Here is a 17,143-nt window from a genome sequence, read left to right as displayed (position 1 = left end):
TAGTATCGAAAATCAAAGATCAAAGATATACAAGTAATACAGAAAGTTATTTTGGCTATAATATATATGAAAGGAATGTTTATATGAACAAACAAGAGTTACTTGGAAGATGGACTAAAGAAAAATCTGAAGAACTTTATGGGATAAAAAATTGGGGCAGGAGATATTTTTCTATTTCTGAACAGGGAGAAGTTTTAGTCAATCCTTATAAAAATGAAAATTCGGCAGTAAGCTTGATGGAAATAGTATCTGGAGTAAAAGAACGTGGTTTAGATATGCCAGTGCTTCTTAGGTTTGATAATTTGATAGATGCTCAAATTGCCTATTTAAATGATTCTTTTAATAAAGCAATGAGAGAACTTGACTATAAAGGTTGCTATAGAGGAGTATATCCTATTAAAGTTAATCAACAACAACAGATTGTTGAGGAAATTGCAAAATTTGGACAAAAATATCATCATGGATTAGAAGTAGGAAGTAAGCCAGAGCTTATAGCTGCTTTATCAGAAATGCAAGATAAGGAAGCTTGTTTGATATGTAATGGATATAAGGATGAAGAATTTATTGATCTTGGACTGTATGCTGTTAAGATGGGGTATAATTGCTTTTTCGTAATAGAAATGCCAAATGAATTAGATATAATTTTAGAACGTTCAAAAGTTATTGGTGTTAAACCTAATATTGGAGTTAGAATAAAACTTTCTGCAAAGGCAGGTGGACATTGGACAGAATCAGGTGGAGACCGTAGTATATTTGGACTTAATATTTCACAAATCATTGAAATAGTTGACAAACTTAGAGAAAAAGATATGTTAAATAGTCTTAAACTGCTTCACTACCATTTGGGTTCGCAGATACCTAATATAAGAGACATTCGAAATGCTGTGCTTGAAGCAGCAAGGGTATATGCTGAACTTGTAAAAGAAGGAGCACCGATGGGATATCTTGACCTTGGTGGAGGTCTAGCCATAGATTATGATGGTTCGAGTACAAATTATACTAATAGCCGTAACTACAGTGTAGAAGAGTATTGTGCAGATATAGTAGAGGCTGTTATGAGAGTAATGGATAGGAGTGAAATTCAGCATCCTGTTATAGTTACAGAATCAGGTAGAGCTTTGGTAGCGCATTGTTCTGTTTTGTTATTTAATGTTCTTGATGTAACAAAATTTGAGAAGTATGAGGTTCCAGAAAAACTCAATGAAAATATGCCAGAGCAAATTCAAAACCTATATGAGGTTAATAAGAATATTTCTCATAAGAATTTGCAAGAGTGCTATAATGATGCACTTTATTATAGAGATGAAATTAAAAGTATTTTCAAACATGGACGTATTAATTTAAGAGATAGGGCTTTCTCAGAGAAGATATTTTGGAATACTATTTATCAAATAGCTAAAGAAAAAGAAAAACTAAAGATTGCACCGCCTGAATTAGAAGATATTGAAAGTGCAATTGCAGATATATATTATTGTAATTTTTCAGTTTTTCAATCTATTCCGGATTTATGGGCTATAGATCAGTTGTTTCCTATTATGCCCATTCATAGATTATTAGAATTGCCTAAGAGAAATGGAATAATTGCTGATATTACTTGCGATTGTGATGGAAAAATAGATAGATTTATTGATTTACATGATGTTAATAAGACATTGTCATTACATGAGTTAAAGGAAGAAGAATATTATATTGGGACTTTTTTAGTAGGTGCTTATCAAGAAACTCTTGGTGATTTGCATAATCTATTTGGTGATACAAATGTAGTAAGTGTGCAAATTAACAAGGAAGGTGAATATCATCTTACTAAAGAAATAAGTGGTGATAGTGTAGAAGATGTATTATCATACGTAGAGTTTGATGCTAAACAAATGCGTTTGAAATTTAGAGAAATTGCTGAGAAGGCTATTAAAGAAGGTAGTATAAGTGCTAGTGAACGAAAGGAAATAATGAACTCTTTAGATAATGGACTACGAGGATATACATATTATGAAAGATAAATGAAAAAATTATTCAAGATATAAATAAGTAAAAAATAACGGAGGTAATAAAATGGGAAAAGCTTTAATAATAGGTGCCGGAGGGGTATCAAGTGTTGTTGTGCACAAATGCTGTCAAAATCCAGAAGTGTTTGAGGAGATTTGTATAGCTAGTCGTACTAAATCAAAATGTGATGCGCTGAAAGAAAAACTAGATGGTGGGAAAACAAAAATTTCAACTGCTAAAGTTGATGCAGATAATACTCAAGATGTAATTGATTTAATAAATGATTTTAAGCCGGATATGGTTATCAATGTGGCACTTCCATATCAAGATTTAACTATTATGGATGCTTGTCTTGCTACAGGAGTGCATTATCTTGATACAGCCAATTATGAACCACCTTCAGTACCTAAGTTTGAATATAAATGGCAATGGGTGTATAGAGAAAGGTTTGAAAAAGCTGGACTTACAGCTATACTAGGATGCGGATTTGATCCAGGGGTAACAGGGATATTTAGTGCTTATGCTATGAAACATTATTTTGATGAAATTCATTATATTGATATATTAGATGCTAATGCAGGAGACCACGGATATCCTTTTGCAACAAATTTTAATCCAGAGATAAATATCCGTGAAATCACAGCTAATGGTCGTTACTGGAATGAAGGAAAATGGATAGAAACAGAGCCACTAGAAATAAAAAGAGTTTATGATTTTCCACAAATAGGGGATAAAGATATGTACTTACTTTATCATGAGGAATTAGAGTCATTAGCTCAAAATATTAAAGGGATTAAACAAATAAGATTTTTTATGACATTTTCACAAAATTATATCAATCACTTAACTGTTCTTCAAAATGTAGGGATGACTTCTATCCAGCCTATTAAGTTTGAAGGAATGGAAATCCAACCGTTGCAATTTTTAAAAGCTGTTCTACCAGATCCAGCGAGTCTTGGACCACGTACAAAAGGTAAGACTAATATTGGTTGTATTTTTAGAGGGATAAAAGATGGTCAGGAAAAAACTTATTATGTATATAATGTTTGTGTACATGAAGAATGTTATGCAGAGGTAGGTTCACAAGCAATTTCTTATACAACAGGTGTACCAGCTATGATTGGTGCTAAGTTATTACTTGAAGGAAAGTGGAAGAAACCTGGGGTTTATAATGTAGAAGAATTTGACCCAGATCCATTTATGGAAGAGTTAAATAAACAAGGACTTCCTTGGCATGAAGAATTTAATCCAACATTAGTAGACTAAGGGGTAAAAGATGAATATAGATTTTAATAAAGTTCCAACACCATGCTATGTGGTAGATGAACGATTACTACAAAAGAATTTAGAAAAATTAAAAAGAGTACAAGATGAAACAGGATGTAAAATTCTTGTGGCATTGAAAGGTTTCTCTATGTATCATACTTTTCCACAGATTGCTAAAGTTTTAGCAGGAGTAACTTCAAGTTCTCTTAATGAAGCAAAACTTGGATTTGAGGAAATGAAAAAAGAAGTCCATATATATGCCCCTGCTTATCATAATCGAGAAATTGATGAAATTATTGGGTATGTAGACCATATGGTATTTAATTCTTTTGACCAATTAGACCGTTTTAAAGAAAAATTGGATAATGTTAAAGATAGATATATTCAAAGAGGGATTCGAATTAATCCTCAGTATTCTGAGATAAAAACTCCTATTTATGATCCTTGTTACAGAGGTTCAAGATTAGGTGTTACTTTAGACCAATTTGACAAGAGTAGATTAGATGAAATTGATGGTATACATTTCCATACTATGTGTGAACAAAATTCAGATACTTTAGAGAGAACTCTTGAAGTTGTTGAAGAGAAATTTGGCGATTTCCTTGGAAATATGAAATGGTTGAATTTTGGTGGGGGACACCATATTACTAGAGAAGATTATGATATAGATAGACTGATAAAGAGTATTAATTATATGAAAAACAAATATAAGGTAGATATTTATCTTGAACCAGGTGAAGCTATTGCATTAAATACTGGGTTTTTAGTTACAGAAGTTCTTGATATTGTTCATAATGAACTAGATGTAGCTATAGTTGATACATCTGCCGCATGTCATATGCCTGATGTAATAGAAATGCCTTATCGCCCTGAAATTATAGGAGCAGGTAAACCAGAAGAGAAGAAATATACTTATCGTCTAGGCGGAATGACTTGCCTTGCTGGTGATATAATTTCTGATTATTCTTTTGATGAACCTTTAAAAATAGGTGATAGGCTAGTATTTACTGATATGGCACATTACACTATGGTTAAAAATAATACCTTTAATGGAATCAATCTTCCGTCTATTGCAGTGGCAAATGATGGAGGAGTAAAAATTATTAAATCTTTTGGATATGAGGACTATAAAAGAAGATTATAATTTCTATAGTATAGAAAAATTGGAGTTATAATTATACTTGTGAATATAATAAAATTTCCATTTAAAATTTAGAATTTTGTAGTTGCAAAAATAAAAAAGACTTTCCTTTTTATAATTAGGATAGTCTTTTTATTTTTACCAGTGATTTTAAATTGCTTTAGTATATTTACTGATTTGCATTTCTTTTTCTGTTAATTTTCCTAGCATAGGAACAATTCTAGTAAAGTGCTCAGATTTAGCGTGGATAGCTAAAACTTCAGCATTTTCCCATTCTTCTATGAAAGTTAATATTGTAGGATCTTCAATATCTTGGAATAATTCATAACTAATATTTCCTTCTTCTTTTAATGTAGAAGCTACTAATTCTTTACATAATTCTTTAAATTCATCAACCTTATCTTTTTTAACAAAATTTTTCGCAACTATTTTTAACATATATTTACACCTCGTCCTATATATTTTTCAATTAAAGTATAAACCTTATTATATATTAAATCAAGTTATTGTAGATAATTAATTGTATACAAAATCATTAAGGAAAATAGTTAATGATAAAGAGAAACAATATGTTTTATCTTTGGAATGAATTGTAAATCCATGCTTTCAGAAAAATGACAAATAGATAAAATAATGACTGTTAAAATATTAATATGATTGAAAAATATTGATTATTTTAACAAAATGGTATATAATTATAACAATATTTATCAATTAAGTCATACTTTATAAAAAATGTAAAGTTATCAAATAATTATAAAATTATTAATCTAAGGGGATGTTTATTATGGCAATGGATATGAATTTATGGAGTGTTTTATCTAGTTTGAAAGAATGTAAGTGGGTTGATTTAACACAAGATTTTGGTTCTGATACACCTAAATGGTCAGGTTTTCAACCAGAGAATATTGAAACACTTTTTACAATTGAAGAACATGGTATTTTTGTGAATCAATTTACTCTACCAGGACAATATGGTACACATATGGACGCGCCAGGACATTTTGCAAAAGGTAAAAGGTTAATAGACGGTATAGAACTTAAAGAAATGGTATTACCTTTAGTAGTTATTGATTGTTCGGAAAAAGCTAAAGAAAATATTGATTACGAATTAACTATTGATGATATAAATGATTGGGAAAAGGAATATGGAATTATTCCAGAAGGTTCTTTTGTTGCAATGAGAACAGATTGGAGTAAGAATTGGCCAGACCAAGAAAAATGTTCAAATTTAGATAGTGAAGGAAATCCTCATTATCCAGGATGGTCATTAGACGCATTAAAGTTTTTGTACGAAGAACGTAATATAGCAGCAAATGGACATGAACCTTTTGATACTGATGCGCCAATAAGGCAGGGTGAACATGGATTCGCAGGTGAATATTATATATTGAATAGAAACACATATCAAATTGAAGTAATGGCAAATTTAGATCAAGTTCCACCAAAGGGAGCAATTATTTTCTGTATAGTTCCAAAGGCTAAAGATGCACCAGGTTTTCCAGTAAGAGCTTTTGCGATAGTGAATGAATAGTAGCAATTAAAGTTTAATAACATATTAGAAAAGCTAATGAGCATCAAGGAAATTATCCTTTATAATCATTAGTTTTTTTATTTAGGCAATGGTTTAAATAATTGTGAGTAATAAAGTATTTATTAATAATATTTTTATGCTTATTACTTTAGTGTTGAATAATTAGTGTATGTATTGTATCTTATAAATAACAAAGTTTTAATATAGGTATAAGATAATAATCTTTATTTTATACTTAATCTAGAATTATAATCTGCTTAGGAGGAATATTAATGAGGTTTGCTATTATAGGAGATATTCATAGTAATAAATTTGCACTTGATAGTGTATTTAAAGACATAAATGATAAAAAAGTTGATTTTATTATATCTACAGGAGATCTTGTAGGGTATTTAGCTTTCCCTAATGAAGTTATAGAAATGATGAGAGAGCATAAAGTACTTGTAGTTCAAGGAAATCATGATAAGAGAATTGGGGATTCAGAGAAGGTTAATAATGATATTATTAATGTTATGTCAGAGGAAGAAATTCAAAAGAAGGCTTCTCTTGTTTTTACTAATTGGATAATTAGTGATGATAATAGAAGGTATCTCAAAAATCTTCCAACTCGTTTAAAGCTTGTTTGTGGAAAATTAGAAATATTAGTGGTACATGGTAGCCATAGAGCAATAGACGAATATTTATATGAAGATAAGGAATATTTATCACAATTTGAAAAAACGGTTCAATCAGATGTTATTATATGCGGACATACGCACATACCTTATTACTTGAAAATTGGAGATAAACATTTTATTAATGCTGGTTCTGTAGGCAAACCAAAGCATGGTGATTCTAGAGCTACATATGTTATTGTTGATATTCAAGAGAGTAAAGTTAAGTGTGAGATTATTAAGGTGAGCTATGATGTTGAAAGTATGGTAAAAGCTATTAAAGAGAATAATATGATTTATGATAAGTTAATACCGATGATAGAAAAAGGATACTAAATTATAATGCACAATTTACAATTAAGGTGGATTTTCTTGCCGTTGGTCAGAAAATCTATAATTGTTAAATTGATTGAAAGATTTTGTGTAGCATAAGATATACATTACTAAAAATAAATCTATGCAATACCAAAATCACATACTTTTGTGAGGTTGAGACTTGCATAGAGTTATAGTTGTAGTTAAATTATTTATTTACTCATATCTTTAGATTTTTTTATACAAGCTGTAACGGATTCTATAACTGAAGATCTAAAGCCGGTTTTTTCTAATTCTTTTACTGCGTTGATTGTTGTTCCACCAGGGCTACAAACCATATCTTTAAGTGCACCTGGGTGCATACCTGTTTCAAGTACCATTTTAGCAGAACCATATACAGCTTGTGCTGCAAAAGTATAGGCATCAGCTCGAGGCATACCAGCCATAACAGCCGCATCGGCCATTGCTTCTATAAACATAAATACATATGCAGGAGAAGATCCACTTACCCCAATTACGCTATCAATTAAGTATTCACCAACTACTTTAGCTTTGCCAAAGCCAGAAAATATATTAACAATTAAGTCTTTTTCTTCATCAGAAATATTTTTATTTGGGCAAATTGCTGTCATACCTTCGTTAACTAAGGCAGGTGTATTTGGCATAGTACGTATGATTTTTTTATCATCTCCAAGTATGTTTTCTATAAAATTAATTGATATACCTGCTGCAATAGAAACTACTAGAGTAGAAGGTTGAATTTTATCTTTAATTTGCTTTAATACAATTCCAGAAATGTTTGGTTTTACGGCAACTATTATAATTTCTGAAGTTTCTGCTAACGCTGCAGAATCTGTTGTTGTGTTTATACCAAGTTCTTCATTAGCAGCTTTTAATGATGCTTCGTTCAAATCAGAAACAATAATTTCTTCAGGTTTTAATTGACCAGAATTAATAATACCCCCAATCATTGCTTTTCCCATATTACCACAACCGATAAATCCTAGTTTATTCATTTTATTTCCTCCAGTTCACATTTTTATATAAATTATAACACTAAAGATAAAACTTACGTAAGCTTAATTTATATATAGTACAAAAATAGCTGATTTGACGACGTATGGACTTTTATAAATTTATGTTCAAGTAGTTTATCTCTAATTAAACTTTTGTTCAGTTCTATAAATAATCTCATCTTGAAGTGCCTTATCAAGATTATTAAAATGGTCACTATAGCCAGCGACTCTAACAATAAGATCGTTATAGTCTTGAGGATTTGCCTGAGCATCTAGTAATAGTTGACGATCAATAACATTGAACTGTATATGATGACCATCCATTGTGAAATAGGATTTTACAAGTGAACTCATATTGTTTAATCCTTGCTCGCCTTCAACAACTGATGGAGTGAATTTTTGGTTCAGTAGTGTACCCCCTGTACTTAAATGATCCATTTTCGCCGCTGATTTTATAACAGCAGTAGGGCCATTAGTATCAGCACCTTTTTCAGGTGAAATACCTTCTGAAACAGGTTTGTGTGCAAGACGACCATTTGCACTTGCAGTCATTACAGATCCAAAATAAACATGACAAGTTGTTGGAAGCATATTAATTCTACAAGTTCCACCTTTTACAGTTGGACGTCCGGTTACTTCATCTCGGTAGGCAAAGAATACTTCTTTCATAATGTCATCAGCATAGTTATCGTCATTTCCATATTTAGGTGTTTTATTTAATACTAAATTATGAAGTTTTTCATAACCTACAAAGTTATTTTTAAGAGCATTCATTAGTTCTGACATGGTGAATTTTTCTTTATCAAAAACATTATATTTAATTGCAGTTAGTGAATCAGTAATAGTACCGATACCAACTCCTTGTATATAGTTAACGTTATATCGTGCTCCTCCAGCATTGTAGTCTTTAGCTCTAGAAATGCAGTCATCTGTAAGTATTGATAAGAATGGAGCAGGCATATACTCAGCATAAATTTTTTCAATTATATTATTTCCTTCAACTTTGATATCTACAAAATGCTTCATTTGTTTTTTGTAGGCTTGGAATAATTCATAATAGGATTTAAAATCTTCGGCATTACCAAGTTGTAAACCAAGTTGTTTTTTCGAAACAGGGTCAAAACCATTATTTAATGTTATTTCTAAAATTTTAGGTAAATTGAAATACCCAGTTAGTATATAAGCCTCTTTACCATAGGCTCCTGTTTCAACACAGCCACTTGTACCACCTTGACGAGCATCTTCTATAGATTTTCCTGCATTTAATAACTCTTGAATAATAGCTTCAGTGTTATAGAAGGCAGGCTGTCCCCAACCTTTTCTTGAAATTTCACAAGCACGTTTAATAAAGGCTTCAGGAGTTTTTTTGCTGATTTGAACATTTGAGCTTGGTTGAAGTAATTTCATTTCATCCATTGTATCGAGAATTAAATAACTTACCTCGTTTATACCATCATGGCCATCTTCTGTTATTCCACCAGTATTGATATTTGCAAAGTCAGTGTAAGTACCGCTTTCTTTTAGTGTTACACCAACTTTAGGAGGGGATGGCTGGTTATTAAATTTTATCCAGAGGCATTCGAGAATTTCTTGAGCTTTTTCTCTTGTTAAGATGCCTTCATTAATATCCTTTTTATAGAAAGGATTTAAATGTTGGTCAATACGTCCTGGGCTGTATGCATCCCAGTTGTTAAGTTCAGATGTTACACCAATATGAGCAAACCAATACATTTGAACAGCTTGCATGAATGTTTGTGGTTTATGAGCAGGAACAACATCGCAGTTTGAGGCAATTAGTAGTAAAATTTCCTTTTGTTTTTCATCTTTTTCTTTTGAGGCAAGTTCTCTTGCATAGTCGCCATAGCGTTTTCCATAGGAAATAATAGCATCACAGCAGATACTCATTGCTTTTAATTCTTCTCTTTTTTCTAATGCATCCAAATCATTAATAAAGTCTAGCTTTTCTAGTTCATTTTGAATTCTAGCTTTGAAATCTAGAAATCCATTTCTATACATTTTACCATCAGCAACAGTATGCCCAGGGCTTCTTTGTTCCATAAATTCGGTGTAAATACCACTGTAGTAACAGTCTCTCCATTCTTTAGAAACGGAGTTTATAATTTTATGTCTGATTGAACGATTCTCCCAGAAAGGAATAATTTCTTCCTCTTGAATTTTTCTAACTTCAGGACTAACGTTAAAATTAATACGTTCCCTTGAATTCATAACGTCAAAATCTTCAAGAGTATGGCAACATAATTCTGGAAAGGTTGGCGTTGATTGTGGACCTTCACCTTTTTCACCTACAATTAGTTCGCCTGGATTGATACATAATTTTTTGTTTTCCATAATATTTTTGAAAGTTAGAGCTCTTAAAACCGGAGTTGATACACTGCCTTGATAGTTTTTATAAGTTTCTGTCACTAGCTGAGCTCTTTCTATAGTTATACTTGGCTCTGTTGATACACTTTGTTTTCTTAATTGTTTTACTCTTTCAGTTGATCCTCGTTTTGACATAATTTAACCTCCTATTATTACAGAATAATTTTTTTCTTCTAAAATTGATTTATATTTATTTAGCTCTTCAGAAGTTGGTACTGAAAAAGCATTTTTATTGTAAGGAAGATTTAACTTATCATATTTACCCGCAGCAATTGAGTGGTAAGGTAATAAGTTAACTTGTTCAACATTTATATTATTTTCTTCAAGCAATGTAATTATGTTTTTAATATGTTCTTCAGTGGCATTGACACCTATAATAATTGGTAACCTTAAGAATATATTTGCTTTTAGTGAGCCAAGGTATTTTAAGTTCTCTATAATAAGAGAATTATCTACACCAGTAAAATTTTTATGAGCTTTCCTGTCTATTAGTTTTATATCGTAGAGGAAAAGATCAGTGTACGGAGCAATACGCTTAAAGTAATCTGTTGGAACATATCCACAAGTATCTATAGTTGTATGGATATTTCCAGCTTTAAGTCTTTTAAGTAGTTCTTCCACAAAATTAATTTGAGTAAGGCATTCTCCACCGGATAGGGTAACACCACCACCAGATTCTTCATAAAAAATTTTATCTTTTAAAGCTTCTTCAAGAGCGTCTTCTATAGTATAGATTTTTCCTGCAATTGTGAGTGCATTGTTTACACACTCATCAATAATATTTTCATCACCAGAGAATATTTGATTATTGATATTAAGCTTATTATCTTTAATAGTTATGGAACCATCAACACAATTTTTTGCACACTCACCGCAGAGAGTACATTTTTCTTTATTGTGTAAAAGTTCAGGTTTTAAGGAAAAGCTCTCAGGGTTATGACACCAAGCACATCTCATAGGACAGCCTTTAAAGAAAAGAGTAGTACGAATGCCAGGGCCATCGTGGATGGAGAATTTTTGTATATTAAATAAAGTCCCAGTTATCATTTTATCAACTCCTGCTTTTTAAAATTAGCAATTACTACAATTGTGAATTATGTTTTAAAAGGTTTTAAATTATTTGTATTTTCACTTCATATTTCACACTTTACTCTTTATATTATGATTTCAAAAACGGGTTAGGTGCACTTACAACTAGTATTCTTGTTACTTTATTAGTATAATTTGCCCAGTTATGATTAATTGTTGAAGGGTAGTGGGCAACATCTCTAGGATATAATTCCTCTCTTTTTTCATCCATAAAAAGGGTTAAAATCCCTTCAAGTACATAAACAAATTCTTCACCATCGTGACCATATTCACCTATTTTTTCATCATATTGACCAGGTAAGATTTCAATTAATCTTGGAAGCATAGTACTATGTTCTGCCATAGTTGTAAGGTGATATTGTATGTAACTATTATTTTCAATTTGAAATATAGATTGTTCATAATGTTTTAAAACAAAGGTATTTTTTTCTTTAGGACTTTCAAAAAAATAGGTAAGTTCAACGTTGAGAATATTTGCGATAGTACTAAGAGTATCAACAGCTATACTAGTCATACCTCTCTCTAACTGTGAAAGAAAACCTGTAGATAGATTTGAAAGTTCACTGAGCTCTTTTAAAGTCATTTTTTTTTCGGTTCTTAAATTTTTGATTTTTTCACCAATAGCTTTGTTCATGTAAACCTCCTTAAATAGGATATAATATTTTTTTAAACATAGACTAGTAATTATAAGTTCATTATACAACAATTAAGAGGTAAAATCTACAAATAATTTATAAATATGAATTATATTTCATATAAATGAATACAGTGTTTTTTTATAAATATAATAATTTATAATTAGGGGAATATTTTTATTATAGGTAATAATAAATGATTTTTAATATGTATGATGAAATTATAAGTAGTATTTTAACTAAATTAGTATAATATTTTTTCAATCAAAAATTAAATAAAGTATTTTGCAAGTATTGATTAAATAATATTATTAAAAATTATTAAAAAAATAATTTGACAAAGAATAAATATGGTGTTAGTATGTATATGAAACCGGTGCCACATATGGAGGAATAGAATGATAACGATTAAAGAGATTGCAGAAGAAGCTGGAGTTTCGAAATCAACTGTATCTAGAGTGTTAAACGATACTGGATATGTTAATGAAGAAACTCGTAAGAAAATTGAAGATTTAATTAAAAAACACAATTATTTGCCTTCTGCAATGGCTAGAAATCTATCTAAAAGAGAAACTAATACCATTGGAGTTGTGATTCCAGAGATTGATAATACTTTCTTTGGAGAAGTTTTAAAAGGCATTACTGAAATAGTAGACCAAAATGATTTTAATATTATTTACTGTGATACCAACAATAATGCTGAAAAAGAAGAAAAAGCTCTTCGAATGTTAGAAGAAAATAGAGTTAGAGGTGTTATTATGACACCAGCCGTTGATTATTCTCAACCCGATGCGTCAAACAAACTTAGGAGATTATTAAATAATTTAAGAGTTCCTGTTGTAATTGTCGATAGAGAAATCGAAAATTCACAGTGGGATGGTGTTTTTTATGAGAATTATAAAAGTGCTTATTGTGCAACAGAGGTATTGATTAATGAAGGTCACAAGAAAATTGGTATTATAACAGGTGATATGGACCTGAAATTAGCAAGAGATAGATTTAATGGGTTCAGAGATGCTATGGAAGACAACAAAATATGTGTAGAAGATAAGTATATATATCGTGGTGATTTTAGTATTGAAACGGCTTATAAAATTTCTAAAAATATATTTGAAAGTGAAGATATTCCAGAGGCAATATTTACATGTAATAATAGAACAAACTTAGGATTAATTAAAGCTGCTACAGAAAAGGAAATTAAAATAGGTAGAGATATTGCGGCTATTGGAATTGATCATATAGAGGTTTTAGATATTCTTGGATATAACTTTAGTTATGTTACAAGGGATACAATAGAAATGGGTAGAGTTGCAATGAATATGCTTTTAGAGAGATTTAAATCTCCTAATAAGGAAAGAAATATGTGTATTATGCCATATAAGTTGGTTTTGAAAGGTTCAGAGAAAAAAATTTAGAAATAAATTTTTTTATGGAATGTGGAACCGGTAACATAAAGGTTTTTTATTGCATTAAATTGCAATTTAAATAAATAATAAATAGGGGAGAGGTAATATTATGAAGAAAAAATTAATTATTCTTTCAATGGTAACATTAATGATGACATCACTAGTAGGATGTGGTGGAACAAACACAAATTCAGAAAACACAGTAAATGATTCAGATTCAGAAGCCTACGAAATCGCTGTCATAGTTAAGGCAACAGACTCAGATTATTGGCAAACATTATTGGCAGGTGCAGAAGCAGCAGCAGCAGATAGCAATGGAAAAATTGTAGTAACTACAGATGGACCACCATCAGAGGCTGATATTGATAAACAAGTATCTATTTTAGAAAATATAGTTATAAAGCAGCCAGATGGTATTGTAATTGCTTCTAGTAGTACAGATGCAACAGTTCCAGCTATTGAAGACGCAATGTCACAAAATATACCAGTAATTACTGTTGATAATCAGTTAAATACAGATAATTACACAGCTTTCTTAGCTACCGACCATGCTTTAGCAGCTGGGCAAGCAGCAGAAGCAATGCTAGAAGAATGGAAAGAAAATGGAATAGACCCATCAGGTAAAAAAGTAGTTGTTGTTAGTTCAGTTGCTGGTACAAAAGTAAATACTGATAGAACTGAAGGCTTTATAAACAAAATAAAAGAGCTAGTACCAGATATTGAAGTGTTAGAAACTCAATATGGAAATAATGATATAACAGAAGCATTGAGTATTACAGAAAATTTAATTTCTGCTAATCCAGAATTGATTGGGATTTTTGCAGATAATAATCATATGGGTGTTGGAGTAGCTAAAGCGCTTGAAGAAAATGGAAAAGCTGATGAAGTTATAGCTTATGCATTTGATGCTGATACAGATGAAATTAGTGCATTAGAGGCAGGTACTTTAAAAGGTCTTGTAGTACAAGATCCATACGGTATGGGCTACAATGGTGTTATGAAAGCAGTTGAAGCTATAGAGGGAAATGAAGTAGAAAAAAATATTATTATTGATGCAACTATTGTAACAAAAGATAATATGAATGATGAGGACATATATAAATTATTACACCCAGGTGAATAGTAGATATAAATAAGAATAGGATTTAGTGATGAGAACATTTAGTGGATGTAGATAAAGTTTCTACATCCACAATAATTGGTAAAGTATGTTAGGAGGATGACCATGCCTTTACAATATAAAAATGTAGTAGAAATGAAGGGGATAACAAAAGAATTCCCAGGGGTTAAGGCTTTGACTAGTGTAGATTTGGATATTAGGGCTGGTGAAGTTCATGCATTAGTTGGAGAAAATGGAGCAGGGAAATCAACCTTTATAAAAATTTTAATGGGTGTTTATACTAAAACAGCAGGAGAAGTTTTTGTTGAGGGGAAGAAAATAGATATAAAATCTCCATTGCAAGCACAGGCTCTAGGATTAGCAGCAGTTTATCAAGATGTTAATTTAGCATTGCAATTATCTGTTGCAGAAAACTTTTTTATGGGACAATTGCCTAAGACTAAGTTAGGGCTTATAGATTATGAAAAAATGTATCGAGAAACAAAGGAAATCATGGATTCTATTGAAATTCATATAGATCCAAAAGCAATTGTCAGTACGCTGTCAATAGCTCAACAAGAAATGGTTGCTATAGGAAAGATAGTTTACCAGAGAGCAAAATTAGTTATATTTGATGAGCCAACAGCCTTACTTACCAATGATGAAACAGAGCAATTATTTAAGATTATTAAAATGCTGAAAGAAAAAAATGTTGGTATAATTTATATTTCTCATAGAATGGAAGAAATTTTTAATATTTGTGATAGAGCAACTGTATTTAAAGATGGAGTAAAAGTAGACACATTAGATACAAATAAAACAAATGAAGACGAATTAATAGCAAAAATGGTTGGTAGAGATGTTGAGGATATGTATGGTATTGAAAGAGTAAAACCTAAAGACGTGGTACTTAAAGTAGAAAATTTAACTAGAGGCAAGGATTTTAAAAATATTAATTTTGATGTAAGACGCGGAGAAATTTTTGGTATGTTTGGGTTAGTTGGATCTGGAAGAACTGAAATAGTACGTAGTATTTTTGGCGCTGATTTAAAGGATAGTGGGAATGTAACTTTGAATGGAAAGTTGGCGGAGTTCAAAACTCCAAAGGAAGGTATAAATGCGGGAATTGCATTGTTGCCAGAAGATAGAAAAGAACAAGGTATAGCACTAGGACTTTCTATTGCAGTTAATACTAGCATGGTAGCAATTGATAATATATCGAAATATGGAATTATTGATAATAAAAAAGGCATAGAAGTTGCAGAGAAATATCGTAAAATTTTACGGATTAAAACACCTTCTGTAAACCAATTAGTTAAAAATCTTTCTGGTGGAAATCAGCAAAAGGTTGTTATCTCAAAGTGGCTTGCTATGGGCAGTGATATTTTTATTTTTGATGAACCAACAGTTGGGGTTGACGTTGGAGCTAAAACAGAAATATATAAAGTATTTGAGAGCTTAGTAAAAGAAGGTAAAACAATTATTATTATTTCTTCTTATTTGCCTGAAGTTATGGGATTATTAGATCGTATGCTTGTTATGTATGAAGGTAAACAAATGGGCATTTTAAATAGAGATGAATTTGATGAAGAAAAAATTATAAAATATGCTTCTGGTATGAATGGAGGAGAATAAAATGAGTGAGAGTGCATTGGGAAAAAATAAAAAGAATGGATTAAAAGTATTTAAAGGTGGGCTTAAAACAGAATTTTTTCTAGTTGGTGTTTTGTTTCTTTTGTTTGTTGTATTTGCTTTGTCATCTGATGTATTTTTAACTATGAATAGTTTGAAAACCCTAGTAAGACAAACTTCTATATATGGAATTATTGCAATTGGAATGGTTTTTGTAATTACGTCTGCAGGTATTGATTTATCTGTTGGTTCTGTAGTTGGTTTATCTGGTGTAATTACAGCTATGGGTTTAATTGCTGGTATGCCTATATGGATTACTATTATTATAGCAATAGCATTAAGTTCTTTAGTAGGTTTGTTAAATGGTGTTTTAGTACATGATGGTAAAGTACCACCATTTATTGCAACTATGGGAACAATGACAGTTATAAGGGCACTTATTATGCTACTTACTGGAGCAAAGATGATTTCGGGTTTACCGGATGATTTTAAGAGTATAGCTCAGTTTAGTGTTTTAGGATTACCGTTTTTATTTGTATCATGGATTGTAGTTATTATAGTGGCTTCATTTATAACTAAGAAAACAATATTCGGAAGAAATATTTATGCTGTAGGTAGTAACAAAGAAGCAGCTAGATTAAGTGGTATTAATATAAGAAAAACAACCTATGGAGTCTATGTTTTTTCAGCGATAGTATGTAGTATTGCGGGTATTTTATTAGCTTCAAGATTAGGAAATGGAGTGCCTACTGCAGGGACTGGGTATGAGCTAGATGCGATAGCAGCGGCAGTAGTAGGGGGCGCAAGTTTAGATGGTGGTGAAGGAAGTGTAATTGGTACAGTTTTAGGTGCTATGATTATGGCTACACTAAGACAAGGTGGTACGCTGCTTGGTGTCAATTCATTTATCTTAGAAATTATTATTGGTTCTTTAATTGTAATTGCAGTTTTACTAGATAAATTAAGAAAATAATTGTAATAATATTTAAGCA

Annotated in this window: 14 protein-coding genes; 9 read left to right on the top strand and 5 right to left on the bottom strand. The window is 30.9% G+C overall.

Annotated elements, in window-relative coordinates; all coding sequences use genetic code 11:
- The first annotated feature begins 83 nt into the window (after positions 1-83).
- The 3 genes from speA to nspC are packed head-to-tail and all read left to right on the top strand — an operon-like array spanning position 84 to position 4,393.
- Positions 84-1,997: a biosynthetic arginine decarboxylase gene (gene speA, locus ACVHXK_RS02785; protein ID WP_461204832.1), complete on the top strand. Its 1,914-nt coding sequence runs from the start codon at positions 84-86 to the stop codon at positions 1,995-1,997.
- A gap of 52 nt (positions 1,998-2,049) precedes the next feature.
- Positions 2,050-3,249: a saccharopine dehydrogenase family protein gene (locus ACVHXK_RS02780; RefSeq protein WP_461204831.1), complete on the top strand. Its 1,200-nt coding sequence runs from the start codon at positions 2,050-2,052 to the stop codon at positions 3,247-3,249.
- A 10-nt stretch (positions 3,250-3,259) separates the two neighbouring features.
- Entirely contained in the window at positions 3,260-4,393 is a 1,134-nt protein-coding gene (nspC, locus tag ACVHXK_RS02775; protein ID WP_461204830.1) for a carboxynorspermidine decarboxylase, read from the top strand.
- A 147-nt stretch (positions 4,394-4,540) separates the two neighbouring features.
- Here the strand turns inward: nspC and ACVHXK_RS02770 are convergent, their stop codons facing one another.
- The gene (locus ACVHXK_RS02770) at positions 4,541-4,828 is read right to left on the bottom strand and encodes a putative quinol monooxygenase (protein WP_461204829.1); all 288 of its coding nucleotides are present in this window, start codon (positions 4,826-4,828) and stop codon (positions 4,541-4,543) included.
- 349 nt (positions 4,829-5,177) lie between these two features.
- Here ACVHXK_RS02770 and ACVHXK_RS02765 point away from each other — a divergent pair, with 349 nt between their 5' ends.
- Both ACVHXK_RS02765 and ACVHXK_RS02760 read left to right on the top strand, forming a co-directional pair.
- Positions 5,178-5,924, top strand: a complete 747-nt coding sequence (locus ACVHXK_RS02765) for a cyclase family protein (protein WP_461204828.1) — start codon at positions 5,178-5,180, stop codon at positions 5,922-5,924.
- 272 nt (positions 5,925-6,196) lie between these two features.
- A complete protein-coding gene (locus ACVHXK_RS02760) occupies positions 6,197-6,913 on the top strand; it encodes a metallophosphoesterase family protein (protein WP_461204827.1) in 717 nt (238 codons plus the stop codon).
- A gap of 191 nt (positions 6,914-7,104) precedes the next feature.
- Here the strand turns inward: ACVHXK_RS02760 and proC are convergent, their stop codons facing one another.
- The 4 genes from proC to ACVHXK_RS02740 all read right to left on the bottom strand — a co-directional run bounded on the left by proC (position 7,105) and on the right by ACVHXK_RS02740 (position 12,013).
- Positions 7,105-7,908 (bottom strand): pyrroline-5-carboxylate reductase, encoded by an 804-nt coding sequence (gene proC, locus ACVHXK_RS02755; RefSeq protein WP_461204826.1) that lies wholly within the window; start codon positions 7,906-7,908, stop codon positions 7,105-7,107.
- Between the two features lie 141 nt (positions 7,909-8,049).
- Positions 8,050-10,425, bottom strand: coding sequence for a trans-4-hydroxy-L-proline dehydratase (gene hypD, locus ACVHXK_RS02750; protein WP_461204825.1), 2,376 nt, complete (start codon positions 10,423-10,425; stop codon positions 8,050-8,052).
- Between the two features lie 3 nt (positions 10,426-10,428).
- Positions 10,429-11,337 carry a glycyl-radical enzyme activating protein gene (locus tag ACVHXK_RS02745; RefSeq protein ID WP_461204824.1) on the bottom strand — a complete coding sequence of 303 codons (909 nt, stop codon included), beginning with the start codon at positions 11,335-11,337 and terminating at the stop codon, positions 10,429-10,431.
- Between the two features lie 112 nt (positions 11,338-11,449).
- The gene (locus ACVHXK_RS02740; RefSeq protein ID WP_461204823.1) at positions 11,450-12,013 is read right to left on the bottom strand and encodes a helix-turn-helix domain-containing protein; all 564 of its coding nucleotides are present in this window, start codon (positions 12,011-12,013) and stop codon (positions 11,450-11,452) included.
- 399 nt (positions 12,014-12,412) lie between these two features.
- On the opposite strand from ACVHXK_RS02740, the gene ACVHXK_RS02735 reads away from it, so the two are divergent.
- From ACVHXK_RS02735 to ACVHXK_RS02720, 4 genes are all read left to right on the top strand, one after another.
- On the top strand, positions 12,413-13,429 hold the full coding sequence (locus tag ACVHXK_RS02735) for a LacI family DNA-binding transcriptional regulator (RefSeq protein ID WP_461204822.1): 1,017 nt from the start codon (positions 12,413-12,415) through the stop codon (positions 13,427-13,429).
- A gap of 100 nt (positions 13,430-13,529) precedes the next feature.
- On the top strand, positions 13,530-14,543 hold the full coding sequence (locus ACVHXK_RS02730) for a substrate-binding domain-containing protein (protein ID WP_461204821.1): 1,014 nt from the start codon (positions 13,530-13,532) through the stop codon (positions 14,541-14,543).
- Between the two features lie 102 nt (positions 14,544-14,645).
- Entirely contained in the window at positions 14,646-16,154 is a 1,509-nt protein-coding gene (locus ACVHXK_RS02725; protein WP_461204820.1) for a sugar ABC transporter ATP-binding protein, read from the top strand.
- 1 nt (position 16,155) lies between these two features.
- On the top strand, positions 16,156-17,124 hold the full coding sequence (locus tag ACVHXK_RS02720; protein WP_461204819.1) for an ABC transporter permease: 969 nt from the start codon (positions 16,156-16,158) through the stop codon (positions 17,122-17,124).
- The last annotated feature ends 19 nt before the right edge of the window (positions 17,125-17,143 follow it).

Source organism: Clostridium sp. DL1XJH146, assembly GCF_054819755.1.
Note: the sequence above shows the minus strand (reverse complement) of the source record. Positions and strands in the feature narration are given on the sequence as shown.

What these genes read in the sequence shown, in the direction of transcription:
- ACVHXK_RS02760 (WP_461204827.1), top strand. Translation starts at nt 6,197, where the DNA reads ATGAGGTTTGCTATTATAGGAGATATTCATAGTAATAAATTTGCACTT.
- speA (WP_461204832.1), top strand. Translation starts at nt 84, where the DNA reads ATGAACAAACAAGAGTTACTTGGAAGATGGACTAAAGAAAAATCTGAA.
- nspC (WP_461204830.1), top strand. Translation starts at nt 3,260, where the DNA reads ATGAATATAGATTTTAATAAAGTTCCAACACCATGCTATGTGGTAGAT.
- hypD (WP_461204825.1), bottom strand. Translation starts at nt 10,425, where the DNA reads ATGTCAAAACGAGGATCAACTGAAAGAGTAAAACAATTAAGAAAACAA.
- ACVHXK_RS02770 (WP_461204829.1), bottom strand. Translation starts at nt 4,828, where the DNA reads ATGTTAAAAATAGTTGCGAAAAATTTTGTTAAAAAAGATAAGGTTGAT.
- ACVHXK_RS02730 (WP_461204821.1), top strand. Translation starts at nt 13,530, where the DNA reads ATGAAGAAAAAATTAATTATTCTTTCAATGGTAACATTAATGATGACA.
- ACVHXK_RS02720 (WP_461204819.1), top strand. Translation starts at nt 16,156, where the DNA reads ATGAGTGAGAGTGCATTGGGAAAAAATAAAAAGAATGGATTAAAAGTA.
- proC (WP_461204826.1), bottom strand. Translation starts at nt 7,908, where the DNA reads ATGAATAAACTAGGATTTATCGGTTGTGGTAATATGGGAAAAGCAATG.
- ACVHXK_RS02740 (WP_461204823.1), bottom strand. Translation starts at nt 12,013, where the DNA reads ATGAACAAAGCTATTGGTGAAAAAATCAAAAATTTAAGAACCGAAAAA.
- ACVHXK_RS02735 (WP_461204822.1), top strand. Translation starts at nt 12,413, where the DNA reads ATGATAACGATTAAAGAGATTGCAGAAGAAGCTGGAGTTTCGAAATCA.
- ACVHXK_RS02745 (WP_461204824.1), bottom strand. Translation starts at nt 11,337, where the DNA reads ATGATAACTGGGACTTTATTTAATATACAAAAATTCTCCATCCACGAT.
- ACVHXK_RS02725 (WP_461204820.1), top strand. Translation starts at nt 14,646, where the DNA reads ATGCCTTTACAATATAAAAATGTAGTAGAAATGAAGGGGATAACAAAA.
- ACVHXK_RS02780 (WP_461204831.1), top strand. Translation starts at nt 2,050, where the DNA reads ATGGGAAAAGCTTTAATAATAGGTGCCGGAGGGGTATCAAGTGTTGTT.
- ACVHXK_RS02765 (WP_461204828.1), top strand. Translation starts at nt 5,178, where the DNA reads ATGGCAATGGATATGAATTTATGGAGTGTTTTATCTAGTTTGAAAGAA.